This window comes from Streptomyces sp. P17, assembly GCF_032436805.1.
Lineage (GTDB): Bacteria > Actinomycetota > Actinomycetes > Streptomycetales > Streptomycetaceae > Streptomyces.
The window spans coordinates 93,416-116,112 of the sequence record NZ_JAVRBF010000022.1; the positions used below are offsets into that span (position 1 = coordinate 93,416).

Here is a 22,697-nt window from a genome sequence, read left to right on the forward strand (position 1 = left end):
TGCCGCCCCCCGCCCCCCGGACCCCCGCTTCGGGCCTGAGGGGGCCACGTCCTCACACGCCGGACGGGCTGGAAACGCCGTGCCCCAGTCCAATCGGCCCAACCCAGCCTGCGCCCCCGCCCCCGCGGCGCGACGCTGCCCCTATGAGGTCCGTCCGACTTGCCGCCGCTCTCCTGCTTGCCACCCTCCTCGCCGCCTGCGGAGCAACCGGTGCCGACTCCCGCACCATGGCCCGTGCCCTCCCGCCCGACGCCGAGTTCACCCACCCCGGCGTCCTGGTCAGCGCGTCGCAGCTGGCGGCCGTGCGCGAGAACGTGACCGCCGGGAAGCAGCCGTGGCTGAGGGCGTATCTGGATATGCGGGACAGCAAGTACGGGGCCTACAAGTACCGGGCCGAGCCGTACGAGGACGTTCACTGCCCCGGGGGGAAGAGGGCCGGCCGCGGTTGTGTGGAGGAGCGTGAGGACGCCATCGCCGCCTACACGCAGGCCCTGCTGTTCACCGTCACCGGCAAGCGGCAGCACGCCGTCAAGGCCAGGGAGATCATGGACGCCTGGTCGGCGAAGCTGCGGCGGCACACCGGGGCGAACGCCGGCCTCCAGGCCGGATGGGCGGGGTCGACATGGGCGCGGGCGGCCGAGATCGTCCGGAACAGCGACGGCGCGGGCTGGCCCGAGGACCGCGTACGCCGCTTCGAGAAGATGCTCCGCACCGCCCACCTCCCCCAGGTCACCAGGAAGGTCCCCGACGCCAACGGCAACCGGGACCTCGTCACCACCGACGCCGCCATCGGCATCGCAGTCTTCCTCGACGACCGCAAGACCTTCGACGACGCCCTGGCCCGCTTCCGCGACCGCGTCCCCGCCTACTTCTACCTGGAGAAGGACGGCCGCCTCCCGCTCACCCCGGCGGGGTCGAGCATGAACACCCCGCAGCGGCTGGCGAGGTACTGGTTCGGGCAGACGACGTACAAGAAGGGCGTCACCCAGGAGACCTGCCGTGACCTCCAGCACGTCGGCCAGTCGATCGCCGCCACCGCGCACATCGCCGAGACCGCCTGGCACCAGGGCGTCGACCTGTACGGCGAGGCCGAGGGCCGGCTCAGGGCCGCGCTCGACCTGCACGCCCGCCAGCAGCTGGGCGAGTCCACGCCGGGCTGGCTGTGCGGCGGCAAGGTGGAGCGGAACATGGGGCCCGATCTGGAGGTCGCCCTGAATCATCTGGAGGGCCGCCGCGGCGGCTCCGTCCCGGCGGCCCGCAGGCTCGCCGAACAGACCCGCCCGGCCGGTACCGACAACCTCTTCGTCGCCTGGGAGACGCTGACCCACGCGGGCAATCCCGCAGCGTGAAGAAACGTGTGTGCATCGGGTCCCACGGATGACGTACACTGGTTTCAACGACGCGGGGTGGAGCAGCTCGGTAGCTCGCTGGGCTCATAACCCAGAGGTCGCAGGTTCAAATCCTGTCCCCGCTACTGAAGGCCGAGGGCCGGAATCCGAAAGGGTTCCGGCCCTCGGTGTTTCCACGCCTCCTCCACTCGGCCCACACCGTTCGCCCCCCCCGCTCCCGCTCCGGGAAGCCTGGAGGGACGGCGGATGCGGCGGGAGGCGGGCAGTGCGGGCTTCAGGCATGGACGAGGCACGGCGCGTCCCGCCCGGCCGCACCCTCGTACTGCTGCTTCCGCCACTGCTGATCGCGGGTGGGGTCCTCTACGACCTCATCACCCCCCGCGGCTTCACCGCGATCCCCTTCTTCACCGCCGCACCGCTGGTCGCCGCGCCGTTCTACTCCCTGATGGGCACCGTCGTCACCGGAGCCGTCGCCCTGCTCGCCGCCTACGGCGTCCACCTCCGGCTGGGCTTCGGCATGGACGCGGACACGGTCACCGAGGTGGTGACGGTGGTCACCGTCGCCGTCCTGGCCGTCGGGCTCAACCGCGTCGTACGCCGCGGCGATGGGCGGCTCGCCTCCCAGCGCGAGATCGCCGTGGCGACCCAGCGCGCCGTCCTGCCCGACCCCCTGGAGCGGATCGGCGGCTACGCCATCGCCGCCCGCTACGAGGCGGCGCAGGCCGACGCCTTCATCGGCGGCGATCTGTACGCGGTGCAGGACAGCGCGTACGGCGTTGGGCTCGTCGTCGGCGATGTGCGCGGCAAGGGGACGGGAGCCGTCGCGGCCGTGGCCGTCGTCATCGGGGCCTTCCGGGAGGCCGCCGAGCAGGAGGCGAGCCTGGAGGCGGTCGCGCAGCGGCTGGAGCGGGCGCTGGCCCGGGAGGGCTCGCGGCGCGACGGGATCGAGGCCGTCGAGGGGGTCACGACCGCCGTGCTCGCCGAACTCCCGCACGGCGACGGGGTGGTTCGCGTCGTCAACCGCGGCCATCCGCCGCCGCTGCTGCTGTACCCCGACGGCACCGTGCGCCCGCTGCCTGCCCGGGAGCCCGCCCTCCCGCTCGGCATGAGCGGCCTCGGCAACTGGCCCGACCGCGCCGACGACGCCCCCTTCCCGCCCGGCACCACCCTGCTCCTGTACACCGACGGCCTCTCCGAGGCCCGCGACCCGCACGGCGTCTTCTACGACCCGCAAGCGCGGCTGGCGGGCCGCGGCTTCCGCGATCCCGGCACCCTGATCCGGACCCTCGCCGAGGAGGTGCGCCGGCACTGCGGGGGCGGGATGGCGGACGACATGGCCCTGCTCGCCGTGCGCAGACCCTGACCGCCGACCACGCTGATCGTCACCAGGGGTGATCGGATGGAAGCCCTCCGCATAACAACTGACGTACCGTCAATACCTGTGTGACACCTGGGGCTTGGTCAACTCGCCCGATTTAGCGCCCTAGTGACCTGAAAGTCCGGTCCAAAAACGTTAATGATCAAGTCGAACAGCTTGGAATCCGCGCCCCGAGTCTATTAACGTTCGATAACGCAGCGCGGTCGTCCCAGCCGTCACAAGAGTCGGCTCCGTGCGCACGCGCCGAATCCCGTAAGGGAACCGGGGAACCACCACTTGGGGTGAATCGGGCGTAATCCGCCGTGCGGAAACGGCAGATATACGCGCGTAGGAGACCTTCCTGCTCCGAACCCGTCAGCTAACCCGGTAGGCGAGAAGGAAGGAAAGGAGCACGCCCACGTGGCGTCAAACCGGCCTGCCCCCGAGGCCCCGTTCGTGCCGAGCCAGCGCAGTGAAGAGGCCTACGGCTACGGCAGTCACCGCACCGACGAGGGCCCCTGGGAGGAGTGGAACCCCACCGCGGAGTCCATTCGCCCGGTACGCGGCCGGCACCGCGTCGCCAAGCAGCGTGGCGGCGGACTCGCCCGCAGCTCCACCGTTCTCGGCGTCGGTGTCATAGCCGCCGTCGGCGCGGGCGGCATGGCCAGCGCACAGTCCGGCAAGCCGCCGGTCGCGATCACCATGCCCGACCTGCCGCTGATCTCCGACGACACCGCGGACGAGGCGCCCGAGACCTCGTCCACCCCGCTCAGCAGCGTCGGTGTGACCACCGCCGACGCCGGGCAGGGCACCTCGGACGCCGGTGAGGTGCTGCGCGCCAGGATCATGGCCCAGGCCGAGCAGCAGCAGGACCAGGTCGACACCAAGGCCGCCGAGGCCGCCGCCGCTGCCGCCGAGAAGGCCGCCGCGGAAGCCGCCGCCAAGGCCGAGAAGGAGGCCAAGGCCAAGGCCGCCGCCGCCAAGGAGAAGGCGGAGCGGGAGGCCCGCGCCAAGGCCGAGGCCGAGCGCCTGGCCGCGCTGGCCAAGCAGTTCGCGCTGCCGACCTCCTCGTACACCATCACCTCGACCTTCGGTGAGTCCGGCTCGATGTGGTCCTCCGGCTACCACACCGGCCTGGACTTCGCCGCTCCCACGGGCACGCTGATCAAGGCGGTTCACTCCGGCACGATCACCTCCGCCGGCTGGGACGGCTCCTACGGCTACAAGACCGTGCTCACCCTGGAGGACGGCACCGAGATCTGGTACGCCCACCAGTCCTCGATCAGCGTCAGCGTCGGGCAGAAGGTCACCACCGGGGACGTCATCGGCCGCGTGGGCGCGACCGGCAATGTCACCGGCGCCCATCTGCACATGGAGGTCCACCCCGGCGGCTCCTCCTCCGGCATCGACCCGCTCGCGTGGCTGCGCGGCAAGGGCCTCACCCCCTGACCTCAGCCCCCGTGTGAACCCCGGCGGTCCTGACGACGACCCCCCGACGTCAGGGCTGCCGGTTTTCGGTGTCCGGGACTCCTCTCACGACCGGTACGGGTTGTGCGCGGGGTACGGACCCGCCGGGTACGCCGGATAGGGCTGGTACGTCGGCTGCGACGGGTACCCGTACACGCCGTACATCGGCCATGGCGCCGCCACCACCGGCACCGGCGGGGCCGTGGCGCGGGCCGCGTGGTCGAGGGCCGGACGGGCGACCTCCCTGCGGCGCCACAGCTCCTGCAGCAGCTCCTGTTCCCGTACGCCGAAGTCGGCGCCCGCGCGGCCCCGGCGCCCTCGGTGCCGCAGGAACGCGAGCGAGGTCGCGTAGGCCTCGTACTGCGCCACCTCCCGCGCCGCCCGCTTCCCGGCGTGGCGGCGGGCGTACTGCCGGGCCAGGCGCCGCGCCCGCATCGAGCTCAGGGCGAAGGGCTCGCCCGGGGTGAGCCAGCCGGCGACGGCGTAGGCGGGCAGCTCCTCCCGGACGGTGCGCAGCTCGCGCTGCCGGGTCCAGATCACCAGCCAGGTCAGCAGCCCGAACGCGGGCACCATGATCGCCGCGTACACGGCGAAGAAGCCGTACGGGCCGAAGGCCGACGAGCCGTTCCACATCGCGTGCATGCCCATCGCGAGCAGCAGCCCCGACAGCGGCAGCAGGACCCGGCGCCGGCGCTGACGGTCGCCGGAGAGCGCGGCGATGCCGAAGCCGATGCCGGAGAGGACGGTGAACAGGGGGTGCGCGAAGGGCGACATGACGATGCGCACGAAGAACGTCGCGGCGGTGACGGAGGCGATGCCGCTGTCGCCGGTGAGCTGGTCGGTGCCGAAGGCGGTGCCGAGGTAGAGGATGTTCTCGGTGAACGCGAAGCCGGTGGCGGTGACCCCCGCTATCACCACCCCGTCGACGAGCCCGGTGAAGTCCCGGCGCCGGAAGAGGAAGACGAGCAGTACGGCGGCCGCTTTCGCCGACTCCTCCACGACCGGGGCTATGACGGTTGCCCCCAGGGTGTCCGCACTGGACGGGTCCGCGGTGGCCGTGGCTATCCATCTGGTCGCGAAGCTGTTGGCGACGATGGCTATCAGCGTGGCCGCGCAGGCGCCCCAGGCGAAGGCGAACAGCAGATTCCGCCAGGGGCCCGGCTCGACCCGGTCCAGCCACCGGAATGCGGCTATGAGGAGGGGGACGGGCAGGACCGCGAGTCCGAGCCCGACCAGGAACCCCTGGGTGCCCGTCTGTTCGCGTACGAGCGCGAAGATGACGAGGCCGGAGAGCGCGAGCAGGGTGATCAGCGCGCCGTAACGCACCCTCCCCCAGAGGGGGTACCCCCACCGCTGCCACCAGTGCGCGTGCCGCAGTGCGCCGCCGGGGGGACCGGTGGGGTGCGTCGGATACGGGGGACAGGTGGCCACGGCATTGACCCTAACGAGGGAAGGGCGCAGCCCGCAGAGGAGCGCGGTGGGCTCAGGCGCCGGTGGGGGGTAGGTCTCGGTGCGGTGCGTGCTGCCGCACAGGCTGCTGTACGCGACGGAAGAGCAGGTCGTTCACGACATGTCCCTTGTCCAGTCCCTGGCCCTCGAAACGGGTCAGCGGCCGGAACTCGGGACGCGGCGCAAAACCGCCGTCGGCCTGCGTGTTCTCGAAGTCCGGGTGCGCCGTCAGTACGTCGAGCATCTGTTCGGCGTACGGCTCCCAGTCGGTCGCGCAGTGCAGGATCGCGCCGGGCCTGAGCCGGGTCGCGGCGAGGCTGAGGAACTCGGGCTGGATCAGCCGGCGCTTGTGGTGCCGCTTCTTGGGCCAGGGGTCCGGGAAGAAGACGCGGAGCCCGTCGAGCGAGTCCGGGGCGAGCATCTCCCTGAGCAGGATGATGGCGTCGCCGTTGCCGACCCGGATGTTGGTCAGGCCGTGGTGATCGGCGAGGTTGAGCAGATTGCCCTGACCGGGCGTGTGCACATCGACGGCCAGCACATTGGTCGCCGGGTCGGCGGCGGCCATCTGCGCGGTGGCCTCCCCCATCCCGAACCCGATCTCCAGCACGACGGGATTGTCATTTCCGAACAGCTGACCGAGATCGATGACCTGCTGCCCGTCGATGTCCAGCCCCCACTTGGGCCACAACCGCTGCAGCGCATCCGCCTGTCCGGCGGTCACCCGACTCCGCCGCGGCTGAAAACTCCGGATCCGCCGCTCGAAGTGCGACCCGGCGGGATCGGCCTTGGGCCCATCGGGAAACCGCGGCTCCCCCTTGGTCCGCGTATGCCGAACAGACGCACCGGGCTCATGGCCGGGGGCGCAGTGGGGGGCTTCGGGGGTGTGGAGGGAGTCAGACACAGTGGGATTGATTTTACGTGAGGAGAACCCACCAGCCGGTCCGGCGTTCGAGGACGAGGACATCCCCTCACACCGACCCCAGCACGGCCAGCGCCCGCCGAGCCACCTCCCGCCCGATCGGCAACGACGCCGTCGCCGCCGGAGACGGCGCGTTCAGGACATGCACCGCGCGCGCCCCCTCCTTGATCAGGAAGTCGTCCACCAGCGTCCCGTCCCGAAGAACCGCCTGCGCCCGCACCCCCGCCGCCGCAGGCACCAGATCCTCTTCGGCGACCGCGGGCAACAAGCGCCGCACAGCGGCAGCGAACGCTCTCTTGGACACGGACCGCCGCAGCTCCCCCGCCCCGTACCGCCAATGCCGCCGGGCTATGGCCCACGCCCCCGGCCACCCCAGCGTCGTGGCGATCTCAAGAGGCCTTACGACCCCCCACCCGTACCCCTCCCGAGCCAGCGCCGGCACCGCGTTGGGCCCGACATGCACACCCCCGTCGACGCCACGCGTCAGATGCACCCCGAGAAACGGAAACGCCGGATCCGGCACCGGATACACCAGCCCCCGCACCAGCTCGGGCCGCGCCAGCTCGTAGTACTCCCCCCGGAAGGGCACAATCCGCATCCCCGGCTCGTCCCCGGTGAGCCGCGCGACCTCGTCGCAGTACAGCCCCGCACAGTTCACCAGCACCCGCGCCCGCACGACGTCGCCCTCGCCCGTCCGCACGGCGACCCCGAGCTCCGGCCGCCGGTCGACCCGTACGACCTCCGCCCCGTACCGGATCTCCGCCCCCGATGCCTCGGCCAGCCGTCGCGCGACACCGACGAAGTCACAGATCCCCGTGGTCCCCACATGTATCGCCGCGAGCCCCCGCACCTCGGGCTCGTACTCGGCGATCTGCGCGGCCCCCAGCTCCCGCACCGGAATCCCGTTCTCCCGCCCCCGCTGCACCAGCGCGTGCAGCCGAGGCAGCTCCGCCCGCTCGGTGGCGACGATCAGCTTCCCGGTGACGGCATGATCGATGTCGTACTCGGCGCAGAACTTGACCATCTCGGCGGCACCCCGCACGGCATACCGCGCCTTGAGCGACCCGGGCCGGTAGTAGATCCCGCTGTGGATCACCCCGCTGTTCCGCCCGGTCTGGTGCCGGGCGGGCCCGGCCTCCTTCTCCAGCACGGTGACACGGGTGCCCGGCGCGGCCCGCGTGATCGCATACGCCGTGGACAGCCCGACGATCCCCCCGCCGACCACGAGCACATCACAGTCGTAAGCGACCGACCGCACCAGCACCACCTCCCGCCTCCGATAGTGCACTGCGCCACTGACAATGCCTTCAAACCAAGGGGGAGAGGCGAAGGAACCTACGCCGGAGTCATCAGCAAAGGACGCGCCCTCTCCCTCAGCTCCACCACACGCGGCTCGTCCCCGTACGGCTCAAGACGGTGCAGAAGATCCTTCACATACTCGGTGGTACGCGCCGAGGAGATCCGCCCCGCGACCTCCACCGCCCGCACGCCCTGCTCGCATGCCGCATCGAGATTGCCCGACTCCAGCTCGGCGACCGCGGACACCACCAGCCGCAGCCCGTGCGAGCGCACGAACTCCTCCGTCGGCTTCGACAGCGCCTGCTCCGTGAACCGCCGCACCTGACGCGGTGCCTTCAGATCGCGGTAGCACTCCGCGGCGTCCGCGCAGAAACGGTCGTAGGAGTAGAAGCCGAGCCAGGACGGGTCGTGGTCACCCTCCCGGGAGCGCTCCAGCCAGCCCTCCGCCGCCTTCAGCGCGGCGCCCGCCGCCTGCGCGTCACCCGCGCGCGCGTGCGCCCGTGCCTCGACGAGCCGGAAGAAACTCATGGTGCGCGCGGTGGCAAGACCCCGGTTGCGCTCCAGGGCGGCCTGCGCGAGGTCGACGCCCTCGTCGCCGAAGCCGCGGTAGGTCGCCTGGAGGGACATGGACGCGAGCACGTACCCGCCGAGCGGTACGTCCGCCGCCGCGCGGGCCAGCCGTAGCGCTTGTATGTAGTACCTCTGCGCGGCCTCCTGCTGCCCGGTGTCGAAGGCCATCCACCCGGCGAGCCGGGTCAGTTCGGCGCTCGCCCCGAACAGCGCCCGGCCCACCTCGTCGGAGTACGAGCCGAGCAGCAGCGGTGCCGCCTCCACCCGTAAACACTCGGGCACCATGGACGAACGCCAGTCGCCGCCTCCGTACTTGGAGTCCCAGCGCCTGGCGTCCTCGGCGGCCTCCCGCAGTTTCTGCACGTCGCTGTGGCCGACTTTGACCGGTGCGCCGGAGTCCTCGGCGGGACTCACCTCACGCGCTACCGAGCTGTCGGCCGGGGTTATCAGCCACCGTGAGGCGGGCGTTGCGTATGCGCTTACTGCGAACGATCCGGCCAGTGACTGCCAGATGCCGCCGGAGCCGGCGCGCCGCCCGGCGAGGTCGAGACGGTAGAGCTCCGTCGCCGACCTGACCGCCTGTCCGACGTCCCGGGGGAAGGCGAGGCCCACTTCGGGTGCGGGATCCGCGTCCGCCAGGCCGATCTCGTGGAGCGGGACCGGGCGGCCGAGCTTCTGGCCGATGGCGGCGGCGATGAGGTGCGGCGCCGCGCCTTGCGGCACCATTCCCTTCGACACCCAGCGCGCCACCGACGTCTTGTCGTAGCGAAGAGTCAACCCGCGTTGAGCGCCAAGGTCGTTGACGCGGCGCGCGAGGCCTGCGTTGCTGATTCCCGCGAGGGCGAGAACGGCGCCGAGTTTTTCGTTCGGCCCGCGTTGCTCCCTGGACATGCGCCACCCCTCGACACAGACGGCTGCCGCGCTGGCATAACCACGCGGCATTCGTAAACCCAGCGTAGTTCGCCGCATCCCAAGCGTTAAGGGGCATTCTTCCGGATGGCGGGATTGTGGTCCGTACTGAAGTGCGGTTCAGGTACGGACGGTTGCGCTGTGCTCCCGCTGTGTGGCCGTGCGCCCGGGTGTGCGCTCTTCTCCGGCCATCGGGGGAGCGATTCCATGGATCGTGCGTGGGTCGGCCCGCTGTACTGGATCCAGTGGGCTGGGGGACACCGCCGCCTCCATCCCCGCGGGCGGCGGAACGGTCCGGGGGGCGAGTCCCGCCTCCCGGACTGCGCACACGCCAAGTAGTGCGCAGGGCCTGCACGGAGTGTGGCCGAACCTGTCGTCGTCACGCCGATTTGGCCGAAAATCGACCCTGCCTTTCGTGGGCGATTACCGCTCCCACCATGGAACTTGAGGGCGCTAAGGGCGTTCTGGGGGAGTGAACCGGGGGCGCATTCGCGTCGCCGTGGCCGAGTGGTCTCCTTGGCCTGCATGGGTATGGATGCCCTATGGAGGCGCCTACGGGGCGCACTTCGCGGATCTCAAGCGGTGTCACCGCGTCTCCGGCGCGCGTCCTTCATGGCAGCATGGTGAACCGGTTCGTACGGTGCACTGGTTGTCCACAGCCTGTGGAGGCGTCGATGCGGTGGTTGGTGGGATGGAGCAGCACCGCCGCGGGAGCCGCCCAGATCGGTTCCGCGGGGGCCACCGGGCGCGACGGCGAGACGGTGCACCCGGTCGGGTCCCACCTCCTGTGGGGTGACCCGGATCCGCTGTGGGCGGTCGGCGACTGGCGCCCCGACGAGGTGCGCGTGGTGCAGGCCGACGCCCAGAACCGGATCGCCGTTCTCGGCGTCTGCGGGGCGAGCGACGAGCAGCTGCGGGTCGGTCTGTTCGCCGCGCGGGGCGGGGCACTTCGGCATCTGACGGCCTGGCCCGGCAGCTACACCGCCGTCGTCCAGGTCGGCCGCAGGGTCATGGTGTGCGGCGATCTCGCGGGCGCCCGGCCGGTGTTCTACACCCCCTGGGCCGGCGGTACGGCATACGCGACCGCCGCGCTGCCCCTCGCCGACCTCATCGAGGCCAACCTCGACTTCGGGCATCTGGCCGCCCTGCTCGCCGCCCCGGACGTCCCCGCCGCGCTCGACGACTCCACCCCCTATGACGGCGTTCGGCGCATTCCGCCGGGGCACGCGCTGATCCTGCGCGCCGGGGCGCGGGAGATCGCCGGGTACGAGCCGGTCGCCTCCCTCGCGGTGGCGGCGCCCCCGGCCGACCCGGACAGCGCGGTGGACGCCGTGCGCGACGCGCTCGTGGACGCCGTACGGGCCCGGCTGTCCGCGCCCCGGCACGTACCCGGCGCCGACATCGACCCCGGCCCCGTCCCGGGCATGGGTCCCGCGGAACGCCGTGCCGCGCGCGGGATGCCCGTTCCCGGTATCGGGGCGGACCTCTCCGGCGGCCCCGCCTCCGGCACCCTCGCCCTGCTCGCCGCCGGCCTGCCCGGCATGCCGGGCACGGTGCTGGGCCACGGCACGGGCGCGGGGGAGCGGCTGCTGGCGGTCACCTTCAACGACCTCGCCGTCGCCGGCCGGGAGTCCGAGCTGGAACGGGCGGGCACCCTCGCGGCCAACCCGCGCCTGCACCACGTGGTGGTGACCGGCGGCGAGGAGACACTCCCGTACGCCGATCTGGACGGCCCGCTCACCGACGAACCCGGGCCCTCCCTGGTGACGGCGGCCCGGCACCGGGCACGGCTCGCGGCGGGCAGCGCGGACCACTTCACCGGCTACGGCGCCCGTCAGGTGCTGGACGCCCATCCGGCCCGGCTGACGGACCTGTTGATGGACCGCCAGCGCCGGCACCTCGTCCGTCCCGTCGCCGCGCTCGCCAAGGCGGACGGCTCGGTGATGGTCCCCGCGCGCGTGTACGGCGCGGCGCGCAAGCTGGCGCGCACGCCGTATCGCACGGGACTTGAGGCGCTGGCCGAGCGGCTGCTCCACCGGCGCTTCGACGAACCCGGAGGTGCCGTAGGGGCGTCGCTGGCGGCGCTCACCTGGGCCAGACCGGGTCCGGCGGCGCGCTGGCTGACGGGGGAGGCGCTGGCTGAAGTATCGGTTCGCCTGCAGGGGGCGACGAGCCGCTCCGGGGTCGGCCCGGGACAGCGCCCGGGTGACTACCGCGCGCGTGCCGCGCTCGCCCGTCATGCGGCGGACCTGCGTGTGCTGGAGCAGGCCGCCGAGATCCGCTTCCAGCGCCTGCACGCGCCGTTCCTCGACAACCAGGTCGTCCGCGCCTGCCGTGCACTCCCCGAGGCCCTGCGCGTCCGGCCCGGCGCGCGTGCCGCGATCCTGCGTACGGTCCTGGAGGGCGCCGGCGTGGCCGACCTCCCGCCGGGCTGGGGCGCCCCGTCCCACGCACCGGCGGCGGTGGCGGCGCGCAAGGGGCTGAGGGTGGCTGCGAACGACCTGATGGCCCTGTTCGGCACACCTCTGCTGGCGCAGGCCGGCCTGGTGGAGGCCCGCGTGGTCCGCAAGGCCCTCCGAGCAGCGGCCGAGGGCGAACCCCTCCCCCTGGACGGCCTGGCGGACCTCGTCTCCCTGGAACTCTGGCTCATCCGACTGCTGGCCCGCAGGGGAACCTGCTGGACGGGAACCCCGGCACGCGCGCGTGCGGTACCCGCGGGGATCACGCCGCAGCGGGGGGCGTTGGGGGCCGGGGCGGGGGCGCGGCGGGGGTAGGGCAGGCGGTGTACGACCGCTGCACGGGGCGAGGCGCGGCGGGCGCCAGGTCAGGCCGTATGACCACTGCGCCGGGGCGGGGGCGGGGGCGGGGGCGCAAGCCAGGCCGCACGTCCAGTGCGCGAGGGCGCGGCGGGTGTTGGGTCCGGGGGTACGTCCACTTCGCCGGGGCGGGGCGCACGACGACCGCGTGGGAGGCGAGGGCGCGGCGGCTGTGAGTCAGGGCGTACAACCGCCCCGCCGGGGTGAGGGGCGCGGCGGGCGTTGGGTCCGGCCGTACGTCCACTCCGCCCGGGCGGAGGCAGGGCGGACGGGGGCGAGGGCGGGGGCGAGGGCGCGGCGGCTGTGAGTCAGGGCGTACAACCGCCCCGCCGGGGTGAGGGGCGCGGCGGGCGTAAGTCCGGGCGTACAACCGCCCCGCCATGGCACGGACGCGGGCGGCGTAAATCAGGCCGCACGACCGCCACCGTCGGCCCCCGGCGACAATGACCCCGTGCGGTACAGAATCCTGGGCGTCACCCAGGCCGAGGACGACAACGGGACCGAAGTCCCCGTCGGCGGCCCGCGGCTGCGTGCCCTGCTGACCGCCATGGCTCTGCGGCCCGGGCGGGTCATCGCTCCGGAGACCTTGATCGACGAGGTCTGGTCCGACGACCCGCCCCAGGACGCCCCGGCCGCGCTCCAGGCCCTCGTCGGCCGCCTCCGCCGCAGCCTCGGCAAGGAAGCGATCGTCTCCGGGAGCGGCGGCTACCGGCTGGCCGCGAGCCGGGAAGACGTGGACCTGCACGTCTTCGAACGGCTCGTCCGCGACGGCACATCGGCCCTGGACCGCGGCGACGCCCCCACCGCCGCCGACGCCCTGCGCGCCGCCCTCGCCCTGTGGCGCGGCCCCGCCCTCGCCGACCTCCCCGACCGCACCGCCGCGGCCCGACCCGACGCGCTGCGGCTCACCGCGATCAGAGCCCGAGCCGAGGCCGACCTGCGTCTCGGCCGCGCCCAGGACGCCGTACCGGAGCTGACCGAGCTCACCGCGGCCCATCCGTACGACGAACCGCTGCACGCCCTCCTCATCCGCGCCCTGCGCGACACCGGCCGCCGGGCCGACGCGCTCGCCGCCTACGAGACCGCCCGCCGAGCCCTCTCCGACGGCCTGGGCACCGATCCGGGCCCCGAACTCGGCGCCCTGCACACGGAACTCCTCGCCCCGGCCGACGGTCCCGGCATCGACCGGCGCCAGGAACTCCGCGCCCCGCACAGAAACCGGCTCGCCCCGCACCAGGAACTCCCCGCCCCGCACAGAAACCGGCTCGCCCCGCACCAGGAACTCCCCGCCCCGCACCGGGACCCCCTCGCCCCCTCAGCGCCTCCCCCCGGCCCCGAGCCGCACCTCTCCATGCCCCGCCCTCGCACCAACCTCCGCCCCCGCCTCACGACTTTCGTCGGCCGGGAACCCGAGATCGCGGCCATCCGTTCCGAATTGCACAGGGCCCGACTGGTCACGCTCACCGGACCGGGCGGCTCTGGCAAGACCCGCCTCGCCGAGGAAGCCGCCGCCGGGCTCCCGCAGGCGTGGCTGGTCGAGCTGGCCCCGCTCGACCGGCCGGAGGCGGTGCCGGGCGCGGTGGTCAGTGCCCTCGGTCTGCGCGAGACCGTGCTGATGACCAGCGAGCTGATGGCCCCGCAGGACGACCCCGTCGCCCTGCTCGTCGAGTACTGCGCTCCGCGCAGCCATCTCCTGATCCTTGACAACTGCGAACATGTCATCGAAGCGGCGGCCCACCTCGTCGAGATGCTGCTGACCCGCTGCCCGGGGCTCACGATCCTCGCCACCAGCCGTGAACCCCTGGGCGTGCCCGGCGAGTCGGTGCGCCCGGTCGAGCCCCTCCTCCCCGACCAGGCCCACCGCCTGTTCGCCGAGCGCGCGTCCGCCGCCCGCCCCGACGCGGACACCGTGCTCGCCGACAAGGAGGCCGTCGCCGAGATCTGCCGCCGCCTCGACGGCCTGCCCCTCGCCATCGAGCTGGCCGCCGCCCGGCTGCGGCTGCTCACGCCCCGGCAGCTCGCCGACCGCCTCGACGACCGCTTCCGCCTGCTCACCTCCGGCAGCCGTACGGCCCTGCCCCGGCAGCAGACCCTGCGCGCGGTCGTCGACTGGTCCTGGGAGTTGCTCGACGAGCGGGAGCGCACCGTCCTGCGCGAGGTGTCCGTGTTCGCGGGCGGCTGGGACCTGGCAGCCGCGGAGGCCGTGTGCACGGGACCCGCCGCGGAGCTGATGGGAGCCCTCGTCGACAAGTCCCTCGTCGTCGCCGCCCCGTGCGAGCGGGGCGTCCCCCAGGGCATGCGCTACCGGATGCTGGAGACCATCCACGAGTACGCGGTGGAGCGTGCCGCCGAGACCCCCGAGGTGCGCGCCGCGGCCGAGCGCCGGCACCGCGCATGGGTGCGCGCCCTCGTCGAGGAGGCGGATCCGCGCCTGCGTTCGGCCGGGCAACTGCCGTGGATCTCCCGCCTGGAGACCGAGCTGGACAACATCCGCGCGGCCCTGCACCGCTCCCTCACGGCCCTCGACGAGACAGAGGCCGGCGCACTGGCCCTGGCCATGGGCTGGTTCTGGTGGCTGCGCAACTACCGTCACGAGGGCGCGGACTGGGTCGCCCGCGTGCTGCGCCTGAGCAGCGGCCCCGACCCGGACGACGACCCGGGCCACCCCCTCCACACCCTGTGGATGCGCCTGCGCATGCTGCGCTTCTTCCTCCTGGCCGACGTGGAGCCGTGGAACGGACCGCTGGACGGGCGGCAGCGGCAACAACTCGACCGGGTGCGCGCCTTCTTCGCCGCGGGCGGCCCGGAGGCGGCGCGACTGCCGGGCCTCGCCTGGCCGCTGACGAGCCCCCTCCTGGGCGGCCCGGAGGACCGACGGCCCGACCTGGACGAGGCGCTCACCAACTGCCGTGCGTACGGCGGCGACTGGGAGACCTGCATGATCCTGATGTTCCGTACGCATCTGGCCGTCGACTCAGCGGGCGGCATGAAGGACGTGGACGACGGTCTCGCCGAGCTGCGGGTGCTCAGCCGCCGCGCGGGGGACCGCTGGATGCGGGCGCAGGTCTGCAGTGCGGCGGGCGAGACGGCGATGGCGCGCAGCCGTTTCGACGAGGCCAGGGGTGAGTACGAGGAGGCGCTGCGGCTCGCCCAGGAGGTCGGCGCGCATGCCGAGACGCCGTTCCTGATCGCCCGGCTCGCGGAGATCGCCTACCGCTCGGGCGACCGTACGGCGGCGCTCGCGGCCCTCGGCGAGGCGGATGCCGCCGCCGACCGCCACGGCGTGCCGGACTCCCGGGCGTTCGTCCTGCTCCAGCGGGCGCTGATCGCGCTGGACGGCAAGGACATCGCCGGTGCGCGCGAGCAGTACGAGGCGGCACGGGCGGCATGCGAACGCGGTACGCCACCGCCGCAGTTCCTCGCGGGCCTCGACCTGATCCACGGCCTCGTCACGGCCGAGGAGTCCGGTCCGCAACACGGGCTGCCGATCCTGGCCCGTGCGCTGCGCGAGGCCGTGGACCAACGGTGTGCGGAGGCGGTCAGGGCGGCGTTCGCGGACAGCGCGGCGATGCTGCTCGCCCGACTCGGCGACCTGCCGCGCGCGCTCCGTCTGCTCGCCGCCTCCGACCACTGGCGCGCGGGCCTGCCACGCCCCGCGCCGGAGTGCGCGGAGGCCGAGCGCATCGAGGCCCTTGCCGAAGCCGCCCTGCCCGCCGACCGGCTGGCCGCGGAGCGGGCCCGGGGCGCCGCCCTGACCGTGGACGACGTCCTGGGCGAACTCGCCGAGGCGGTCGGTGACCACCCCGCCGGGGCAGCTACGAGCAGGTGAACTTCGACTCCGCCCAGTCCGCGAGAAGGACCTTGTCGAAGTGGCTCTGCGGTTCCACCACCAGCCGTACGGTCTCGCGCCCCGCGATGTTGACCGAGACGGGGACCGCCGGGTCACCGCCCTTGATCATCCCGGACCTCCACAGCCGTACCCCGTCGGCGTACACGGAGAAGTAGAACTTGCCCAGCATCAGATTCATGTCGTCGACGCCGACCAGGGCCCGGTAGGAGGTGCAGTCCCGGTTGAGGTCGATGGTGACGGAGGACTCGCCCTGCACCGTCACACCGTGGGCGTACGGCGTGCCGGCGATCGACACGCCGTAGCGCTGCCAGACCCAACTGCTCTCGCCGAGGCGCATCTCGGGCTCCGTGCCGTCGCCGTTGACGTTGTACGACAGCTCGCTCCACCGATACTCGGCCGGAGCGGGCGGAGGCGTCGGTGTCGGGGTCGGGGTGGGAGTCGGCGTGGGTGTCGGGGTCGGCGTAGGAGTGGGCGTCGGCGTCGGCGTCGGCGTGGGGGTCGGGCTGGGTGTGGGGGTCGGCGTGGGCGTCGGGGCCGGCTCTGCGGCGAAGACGGGCGGGGCCGGCTGCGGCTGCTTCGGAGGCCGGGGGGTCGGGGACTCCTCGACCACGGGGGCCGGGGAGGACACCGGCGGCTTGGCGTCCGGCTTCGGTGCCGGATCGTCGTCGCCGACCAGCGCGAGCGCCAGCGCGGCCGCGGCCACGGCGACCACACCGGCGGCGATGCCGGCCTTCACCGGCGCGCCGAGGCCCTCGGAGGCGGCCGCGCCACCACCGGCACCCGCCCCGCCGGAGGAGGAACCGCCCGCCGCGGCGGCCGCGCCCGCCGCACCCGCGGCGCCCGCTCCGGTGCCGCCGGCGATGAGCGCGGCGACCTTGGCGTACCCGGCGGCGCCGAACCAGCCGATGACGGCGACCGGCACCACCGCCGGGATACCGCTGGCGACTTCCTTGATCTGGCCGGCGGCCAGCCGGCACTTCGCGCACTCCTCCAGGTGCTTGCGCAGACCGCGTTCGGCACGGGTACGCAGGCTGCCGCGGGCGTAGGCGCCGAGCCGGTCGGCGTAGCGGGCGCACTCCTCGTCGCTGGCGAGGGTGGCGCTGACATGGGCCTGGAGGTAGGCCTGCTTGAGTCCCTCACGGGCTCGGCTGGCCAGCACGCGCGTGCCGTTGGCGTCGAGCCCGAAGAGCGTGGCGACGTCGCTCGGCGACTCGTCCTCGACCTCGGTGTGCCAGAGCACGGCCTGCCAGCGTTCCGGCAGCGACCGGAAGGCCTGCATGGCCATCGACTGCTCGGCCTCGTGCATCGCGCGCACATCCGCGCCCAGGTCGAGCGTGTCGTCGTCGGACACCTCGGACACCCGTGCGGCCTGGGAGGCGAACACCGCGAAGTCGTCGACCAGTTGCTCCCGCTTCGCGGACTGCGTCCACGTGGCCGCCACGCGCCGGACCGAGGTGAGCAGATACGCGCGTACGGCATGCTCGGGCCCTGAGCCGCCGCGGACCGCCTGGAGCATCCGGGCGAAGACCTCTGCGGTGAGGTCGTCGGCGGTGTGGCCGTCACGGCAGCAGGTGCGGGCGTACCGGCGGACCGCGTCGGCGTGCCGTCGGTAGAGCTCCTCGTAGGCCGAGTCGTCGCCCGAGCGCATCCGCCCGATCAGTTCGGCGTCCGACGGCGGCATCTCCCTGGGCGGCGGCAGGACGCCGCCCTCGCGCCAGTCGCGCTGCGCGGGGACGCTGCCCTCCACGGGTTCGCCGCCCTGCGCCGGGATCCCGACCACCGCGGGCTCGCCGCCCTGCGGCACATCCGCCCACCCGCCCTGACTCGGCACGTGCGGGGAAGACGGGCCGCCGCCCTCCGCGTCACCGTCACCGAGTGACCCGTCCCGCCCGTCAACGCTCATCGCGGAAAGCCCCCGCCGCCAGCCCAACCAGTCCCGAACACCGGGTCAGAGTGCCATATCGAATTTTGGTCAGCAGCCGGCAGTAGGGGCCATCCACTCATCCGTGGGGACTTCACGTGCAGCAGTACTAGCCATCACCCATACGGGGAAGGTTCAAATGACGTTCCCAGGGCGACAGTTGAGCCGCCGTCCGGAATTCCCGAAATGTTCTCCGAGGGTTCCCGAAGCGGGAGCGCCCGGGGCGCCCACGCCTCCTCGTCACCATTTCGGGTCACACGTCACCCTGCCGCGTCACGACGGCCGTGAGCGCAGCCCCTCCAGCAGGATGTCCAGCAGCCGTGCCGAGGCCGCCGCCTGCTGTGCCGCGTCCGGCAGCGAGGGCGCCGCCGTCGCGATCACCAACAGGACGTCCGCCACCGACACATCGGCCCGCAGCTCACCGGCCTCCCGCGCCCGCTCGACGAGCTGCCCCACGACCTCCAGCAGCGCCGAGGCCCCGGCGTCGTCCTCGGCGGACACGGCCGGAACCGCCGGAGTCTCCCCCGGCACCAGTCGCAGCTCGCCCGAGCCCGGCTGCATCCGCTGCTGCGGCACCCGCGCCTCGTCGAACCCCACGCCGTCCGCGCGCTCCTCCGCGACCCCGACGCGCAGCACCTGCGGCGGCAGCAGCCGCCCGGCGCCGGACGCCACCGAGGTGCGCAGGAAGCGCGAGAGCGCCGACCACGGCTCGTCCTCCTCCCCGAGCGCCGCCCGGGCCTGCTCGGTCAGCCGGGAGGTCTCCTCCTCGGCTATCCGGCGCACCAGGACGTCCTTGCTCGGGAAGCGCCGGTACACCGTCCCGACGCCGACCCGCGCGCGCCGCGCCACGTCCTCCATCGGCGCGCCGTATCCCAGCTCGCCGAAGACCTCGCGCGCCGCACGCAGTACGTGCTCCAGATTGCGCTGTGCGTCCACCCGCAGCGGTGTCGTCCGCGAACTGTCGCGTCCGTTGCCCGCCGCATTCATGGCTCCACCCATCGTCCCGCCCATCGCTCCGCCACCGGGTGCGATGGCGGACGTGGACGACCAATGAGAGTCCTGAACATGCATAAGCGTTCCCCCGGTAATGACGTCTCCCCCCGGAGACTCTCCCCGCCATTCGACAGCCGGAGCGTCGGGAACATGCCCGGACCCGAGCCCGCCCGTCGCGAACCCGTTCAGCCCGACGAGCGCATCCCCCTACACCCCGTCGACACACGAACATAGTTGAGAGGGAGTCAATTCAGAAGGGGCACGTTCCGCACGGAGCGCCCCCCGATCGGCGTACGGGTCGTATACATCCCGATTGCACCCCCTGCGACCCCCCGGCGCACACCCATTGACCTGCGGACCTTCCCCGCACTCCGGTAATTCGGCCAACCCGGCGGCCCGATGACTTGTGGTCACACAAATTGCTGAGGCTGTGGACAAACTCAAGCGCCCGGTGCGTCATGGGATGGTGAAGGAACGTGCGCGCATTCTCGTTGTCGGCGGCGGCTACGTCGGGATGTACACGGCCCTGCGACTCCAGCGAAAGTTGAAACCGGAACTCAAACGCGGAGAAGTCGAGGTCACGGTCGTCTCACCCGACCCGTACATGACCTATCAACCGTTCCTTCCCGAGGCGGCGGCCGGTTCGATCTCCCCCCGCCATGTCGTCGTACCGCTGCGCCGCGTTCTCGACCGCTGCCGGGTCGTCATCGGCGAGGTCCGCTCCATCGACCACGCCAGGCGCACCGCGAGCCTCACCACCCTCGCCACCGAGGAGGAAGGCGCCGGCACCGAGCAGATCTCCTACGACGAACTCGTGCTCGCCCCCGGCTCGGTCTCCCGCACGCTGCCCGTCCCCGGACTCGCCGACCACGGCATCGGATTCAAGACGGTCGAAGAGGCCATCGGACTGCGCAACCACGTCATCGAGCAGATGGACATCGCCTCCTCCACCCGCGACCCCGCGATCCGCGACGCGGCCCTCACCTTCGTCTTCGTCGGCGGCGGCTACGCGGGCGTCGAGGCGCTCGCCGAACTGGAGGACATGGCCCGCTACGCCGCGCGCTACTACCACAACGTCCGCCCCGAGGACATGAAGTGGATCCTCGTCGAGGCCTCGGACCGCATCCTCCCCGAGGTCGGCGAGGAGATGGGCCGCTACACGGTCACCGAACTGCGCCGGCGCAACATCGACGTACGCCTGAAGACCCGGCTGGAATCCTGCGTCGACCGGACGGCGGTGCTCAGTGACGGCGCCCGCTTCCCGACCCGTACGGTCGTGTGGACGGCCGGCGTCAAACCCCACCCCCTGGTCGCCGCCACCGACCTCCCGCGCACCGAGCGCGGACGGCTCGCATGCACCGCCGAGCTGACCATCGAGGGCACCACGCACGCGTGGGCCGCGGGAGACGCCGCCGCCGTCCCCGACGTCACCGCCGAGCGCCCCGGCACGGAGACCGCCCCCAACGCCCAGCACGCGCTGCGCCAGGCCAAGCTCCTCGGCGACAACATCGCGCACTCCCTGCGCGGAGAGCCGCTTGAGACGTACTCCCACAAGTACGTCGGCTCGGTGGCCTCCCTCGGGCTGCACAAAGGCGTCGCACACGTCTACGGGCGCAAGCTGAAGGGCTACCCTGCCTGGTTCATGCACCGCGTCTACCACCTCAGCAGGGTGCCCACCTTCAACCGAAAGGCCCGTGTCCTGGCCGAATGGACGCTGTCGGGGCTCTTCAAGAGGGAGATCGTCTCCCTCGGTTCGCTCGAACATCCCCGAGCGGAGTTCGAACTCGCGGCCGGGGGAAAGCCTCCTGTCGACACCGACAACGACCCGAAGGGGTCGTCCTGACCGGACCGAGGAACTCCACCGCCCGGGCGGGCGTCTGACGGATGTCGGCCCGGTCCGCCACACTGCCAGACTGACCCCCGACCCTGGACGGGCAGCCGCCCGCCCTACGACCCCCACGAACCGTCCCCGCAGTGCATCCCCGGGGAGCCACCCCCCAGACCCCCGGCCGGGTCCGGAGCTGGCCGAAGACGACGACACGAGGCAAGGATTCGTGAACTTCACGCGCTGGAGCGCCCGGCTCCCCGGAACGCAGCGCCGCGCCGCAGCGCGGACCGAACACGCGGTCCCCGCGGAGCGGCGCGGCGAGAGCGCGGGCTCCGTCCCCGCGGCCAGAGCCGAACAGCTCACCGACGAGGCCCCGCCCGTCCCCGCCCTCGACGAACTGCCGGTACGCGAAGTGCTCGACCGCGTGCCGGCCCTCGTCGCCCTGGTCCACGGCACCGACCACCGCCTCGCCTACGTCAACGACGCCTACGCCACGGCCTTCGGCGTCGGCCCGCTCGGCGAACCGGCCCGTGCTGCCCTGCCGGAACTGGACGAACTGGGCCTGCTCCCGCTCCTCGACCAGGTCCTGCGCAGCGGCAAGCCCCGTACGGTCAAGTCCCGCAAGGCCCCCGACGGCCGCTCCTACACCTTCACCTGCACCCCGGTCGCCGAAGGCGACGGAGGCGTACTGGTCTTCGCCACCGACGTCACCGACCACGCCGAGGCCGCCGAGCGGCTGCGCGCGAGCGAGCGCCGCCAGCGCGAGACGGCGGTCACTCTCCAGAGATCCCTGCTCCCGCAGGAACTCGAAGAGCCGGACGACCTGCGCATCGCGGCGACCTACCAGCCCGGCGGCACGGAAGCCGCGGTCGGCGGCGACTGGTACGACGTCATCACCCTGGGCGGCGGGCGTACGGCGCTGGTGATCGGGGACGTGATGGGGCGGGGGGTGCGGGCAGCCGCGGTGATGGGCCAACTCCGTACGGCGGTCCGCGCGTACGCCCGCCTGGACCTGCCCCCGCACGAGGTGCTGCAACTCCTGGACGGCCTCGCCACCGAGATCGACGCCAACCAGATCGCCACCTGTGTCTACGCCGTCCACGACCCGAACGAGGGCCGGCTGGTGTACGCCTCCGCCGGGCATCTGCCCATCCTGGTCCGCGACGAGACCGGCACAGTGCTGCGCGCCGACGAGCCGACGGGCCCGCCGCTCGGCACGGGCGGCTGGATGCACGCCTCGGGCTCGATCCCGCTGAGCCCCGGCTCCACTGCGGTCCTCTACACGGACGGTCTGGTGGAGCGCCGGGACGAAGACCTGGACGAGGGCATCGCGTCCCTGGAGCGGGCCCTGGCCGGCGCCACGGGCACTCCGCAGGTCGTCTGCGACCGCCTCGTCCGCTCGGCGGGCGTCACGGCGGACCACGACGACGACGTGGCGGTCCTGGTCCTGCAGCACCCGGCCCGCACGGGCCCGGACGGCGACCTGTTCCGCAACGCCGCCCTGGAACTGCTCGGCGGCGTGGAAGCGGCGCCACGCGCGCGTGCGTTCGCCTCCGGTGTGCTGACGAGTTGGCGTTTCCCGACGGACCTGCACGACCTGGGCGTCCTGGCGGCGAGCGAACTGGTCGCGAACTCTCTCCAGCACGGCACCCCACCCATGCGCCTACGCCTCCGCCGCACCGACCGCCGCCTGATCGTCGAGGTCACGGACGGAGACGACCACCTCCCCCGCCGCCGCCGCGCCGAACCGGCCGACGAGTCGGGCCGAGGCATCGCCATCATCGCCACCATCGCCTCGGCCTGGGGTTCCCGCCGGACGCCGGGGGGCGGCAAGGCGGTGTGGTGCGAGTTCGCCTTGCCACGCGCGTAGGCCACAACGCCGGAGGGGCTGGTTTCAGCCCGTCCGGCGTTTGAGGACGAGGCCCCTTCAGGGCCGAAGCGGGGGTCTGGGGGCGGCAGCCCCCAGGGGA

General features: G+C 72.8%; 13 protein-coding genes, 1 tRNA gene and 1 riboswitch. Of the genes, 8 read left to right on the forward strand and 6 right to left on the reverse strand.

Translation table 11 applies throughout. From position 1 onward, the window contains the following. The first annotated feature begins 143 nt into the window (after window positions 1-143). From RMT89_RS16600 to RMT89_RS16615, 4 genes are all read left to right on the forward strand, one after another. Window positions 144-1,349: an alginate lyase family protein gene (locus RMT89_RS16600; protein WP_315884520.1), complete on the forward strand. Its 1,206-nt coding sequence runs from the start codon at window positions 144-146 to the stop codon at window positions 1,347-1,349. A 51-nt stretch (window positions 1,350-1,400) separates the two neighbouring features. Beyond that, window positions 1,401-1,474, forward strand: a tRNA-Met gene (locus RMT89_RS16605). 155 nt (window positions 1,475-1,629) lie between these two features. Beyond that, window positions 1,630-2,712 carry a PP2C family protein-serine/threonine phosphatase gene (locus RMT89_RS16610; RefSeq protein WP_315884521.1) on the forward strand — a complete coding sequence of 361 codons (1,083 nt, stop codon included), beginning with the start codon at window positions 1,630-1,632 and terminating at the stop codon, window positions 2,710-2,712. A 246-nt stretch (window positions 2,713-2,958) separates the two neighbouring features. Beyond that, window positions 2,959-3,115, forward strand: a riboswitch (cyclic di-AMP (ydaO/yuaA leader). A gap of 11 nt (window positions 3,116-3,126) precedes the next feature. Further along, complete coding sequence (locus RMT89_RS16615; RefSeq protein WP_315884522.1) at window positions 3,127-4,155, forward strand: M23 family metallopeptidase; 1,029 nt, start codon at window positions 3,127-3,129, stop codon at window positions 4,153-4,155. A gap of 84 nt (window positions 4,156-4,239) precedes the next feature. Here RMT89_RS16615 and RMT89_RS16620 read toward each other — a convergent pair whose 3' ends face one another. The 4 genes from RMT89_RS16620 to RMT89_RS16635 form a co-directional block, all read right to left on the reverse strand. Next, window positions 4,240-5,604 (reverse strand): PrsW family glutamic-type intramembrane protease, encoded by a 1,365-nt coding sequence (locus RMT89_RS16620; RefSeq protein ID WP_315884523.1) that lies wholly within the window; start codon window positions 5,602-5,604, stop codon window positions 4,240-4,242. A gap of 52 nt (window positions 5,605-5,656) precedes the next feature. Further along, the gene (gene trmB / locus RMT89_RS16625) at window positions 5,657-6,523 is read right to left on the reverse strand and encodes a tRNA (guanosine(46)-N7)-methyltransferase TrmB (RefSeq protein WP_315884524.1); all 867 of its coding nucleotides are present in this window, start codon (window positions 6,521-6,523) and stop codon (window positions 5,657-5,659) included. Between the two features lie 67 nt (window positions 6,524-6,590). Beyond that, window positions 6,591-7,802, reverse strand: coding sequence for an L-2-hydroxyglutarate oxidase (lhgO, locus tag RMT89_RS16630; RefSeq protein ID WP_315884535.1), 1,212 nt, complete (start codon window positions 7,800-7,802; stop codon window positions 6,591-6,593). Between the two features lie 74 nt (window positions 7,803-7,876). Further along, entirely contained in the window at window positions 7,877-9,301 is a 1,425-nt protein-coding gene (locus tag RMT89_RS16635) for an MFS transporter (protein WP_315884525.1), read from the reverse strand. 692 nt (window positions 9,302-9,993) lie between these two features. On the opposite strand from RMT89_RS16635, the gene RMT89_RS16640 reads away from it, so the two are divergent. Then, a complete protein-coding gene (locus RMT89_RS16640; protein ID WP_315884526.1) occupies window positions 9,994-12,093 on the forward strand; it encodes an asparagine synthase-related protein in 2,100 nt (699 codons plus the stop codon). A 493-nt stretch (window positions 12,094-12,586) separates the two neighbouring features. After that, entirely contained in the window at window positions 12,587-15,964 is a 3,378-nt protein-coding gene (locus tag RMT89_RS16645) for a BTAD domain-containing putative transcriptional regulator (protein ID WP_315884527.1), read from the forward strand. Here RMT89_RS16645 and RMT89_RS16650 read toward each other — a convergent pair. Both RMT89_RS16650 and RMT89_RS16655 read right to left on the reverse strand, forming a co-directional pair. After that, entirely contained in the window at window positions 15,951-17,888 is a 1,938-nt protein-coding gene (locus tag RMT89_RS16650) for a sigma-70 family RNA polymerase sigma factor (RefSeq protein ID WP_315884528.1), read from the reverse strand. The two genes, RMT89_RS16645 and RMT89_RS16650, sit on opposite strands and share 14 nt — an antisense overlap. Before the next feature lie 291 nt (window positions 17,889-18,179). Next, on the reverse strand, window positions 18,180-18,977 hold the full coding sequence (locus RMT89_RS16655) for a helix-turn-helix domain-containing protein (RefSeq protein ID WP_315884529.1): 798 nt from the start codon (window positions 18,975-18,977) through the stop codon (window positions 18,180-18,182). A gap of 385 nt (window positions 18,978-19,362) precedes the next feature. Here RMT89_RS16655 and RMT89_RS16660 point away from each other — a divergent pair, with 385 nt between their 5' ends. Both RMT89_RS16660 and RMT89_RS16665 read left to right on the forward strand, forming a co-directional pair. Then, on the forward strand, window positions 19,363-20,742 hold the full coding sequence (locus RMT89_RS16660) for an NAD(P)/FAD-dependent oxidoreductase (protein ID WP_315884530.1): 1,380 nt from the start codon (window positions 19,363-19,365) through the stop codon (window positions 20,740-20,742). Window positions 20,743-20,953: 211 nt separating this feature from the next. Then, window positions 20,954-22,597 (forward strand): SpoIIE family protein phosphatase, encoded by a 1,644-nt coding sequence (locus tag RMT89_RS16665; RefSeq protein WP_315884531.1) that lies wholly within the window; start codon window positions 20,954-20,956, stop codon window positions 22,595-22,597. Window positions 22,598-22,697 lie beyond the last annotated feature (100 nt).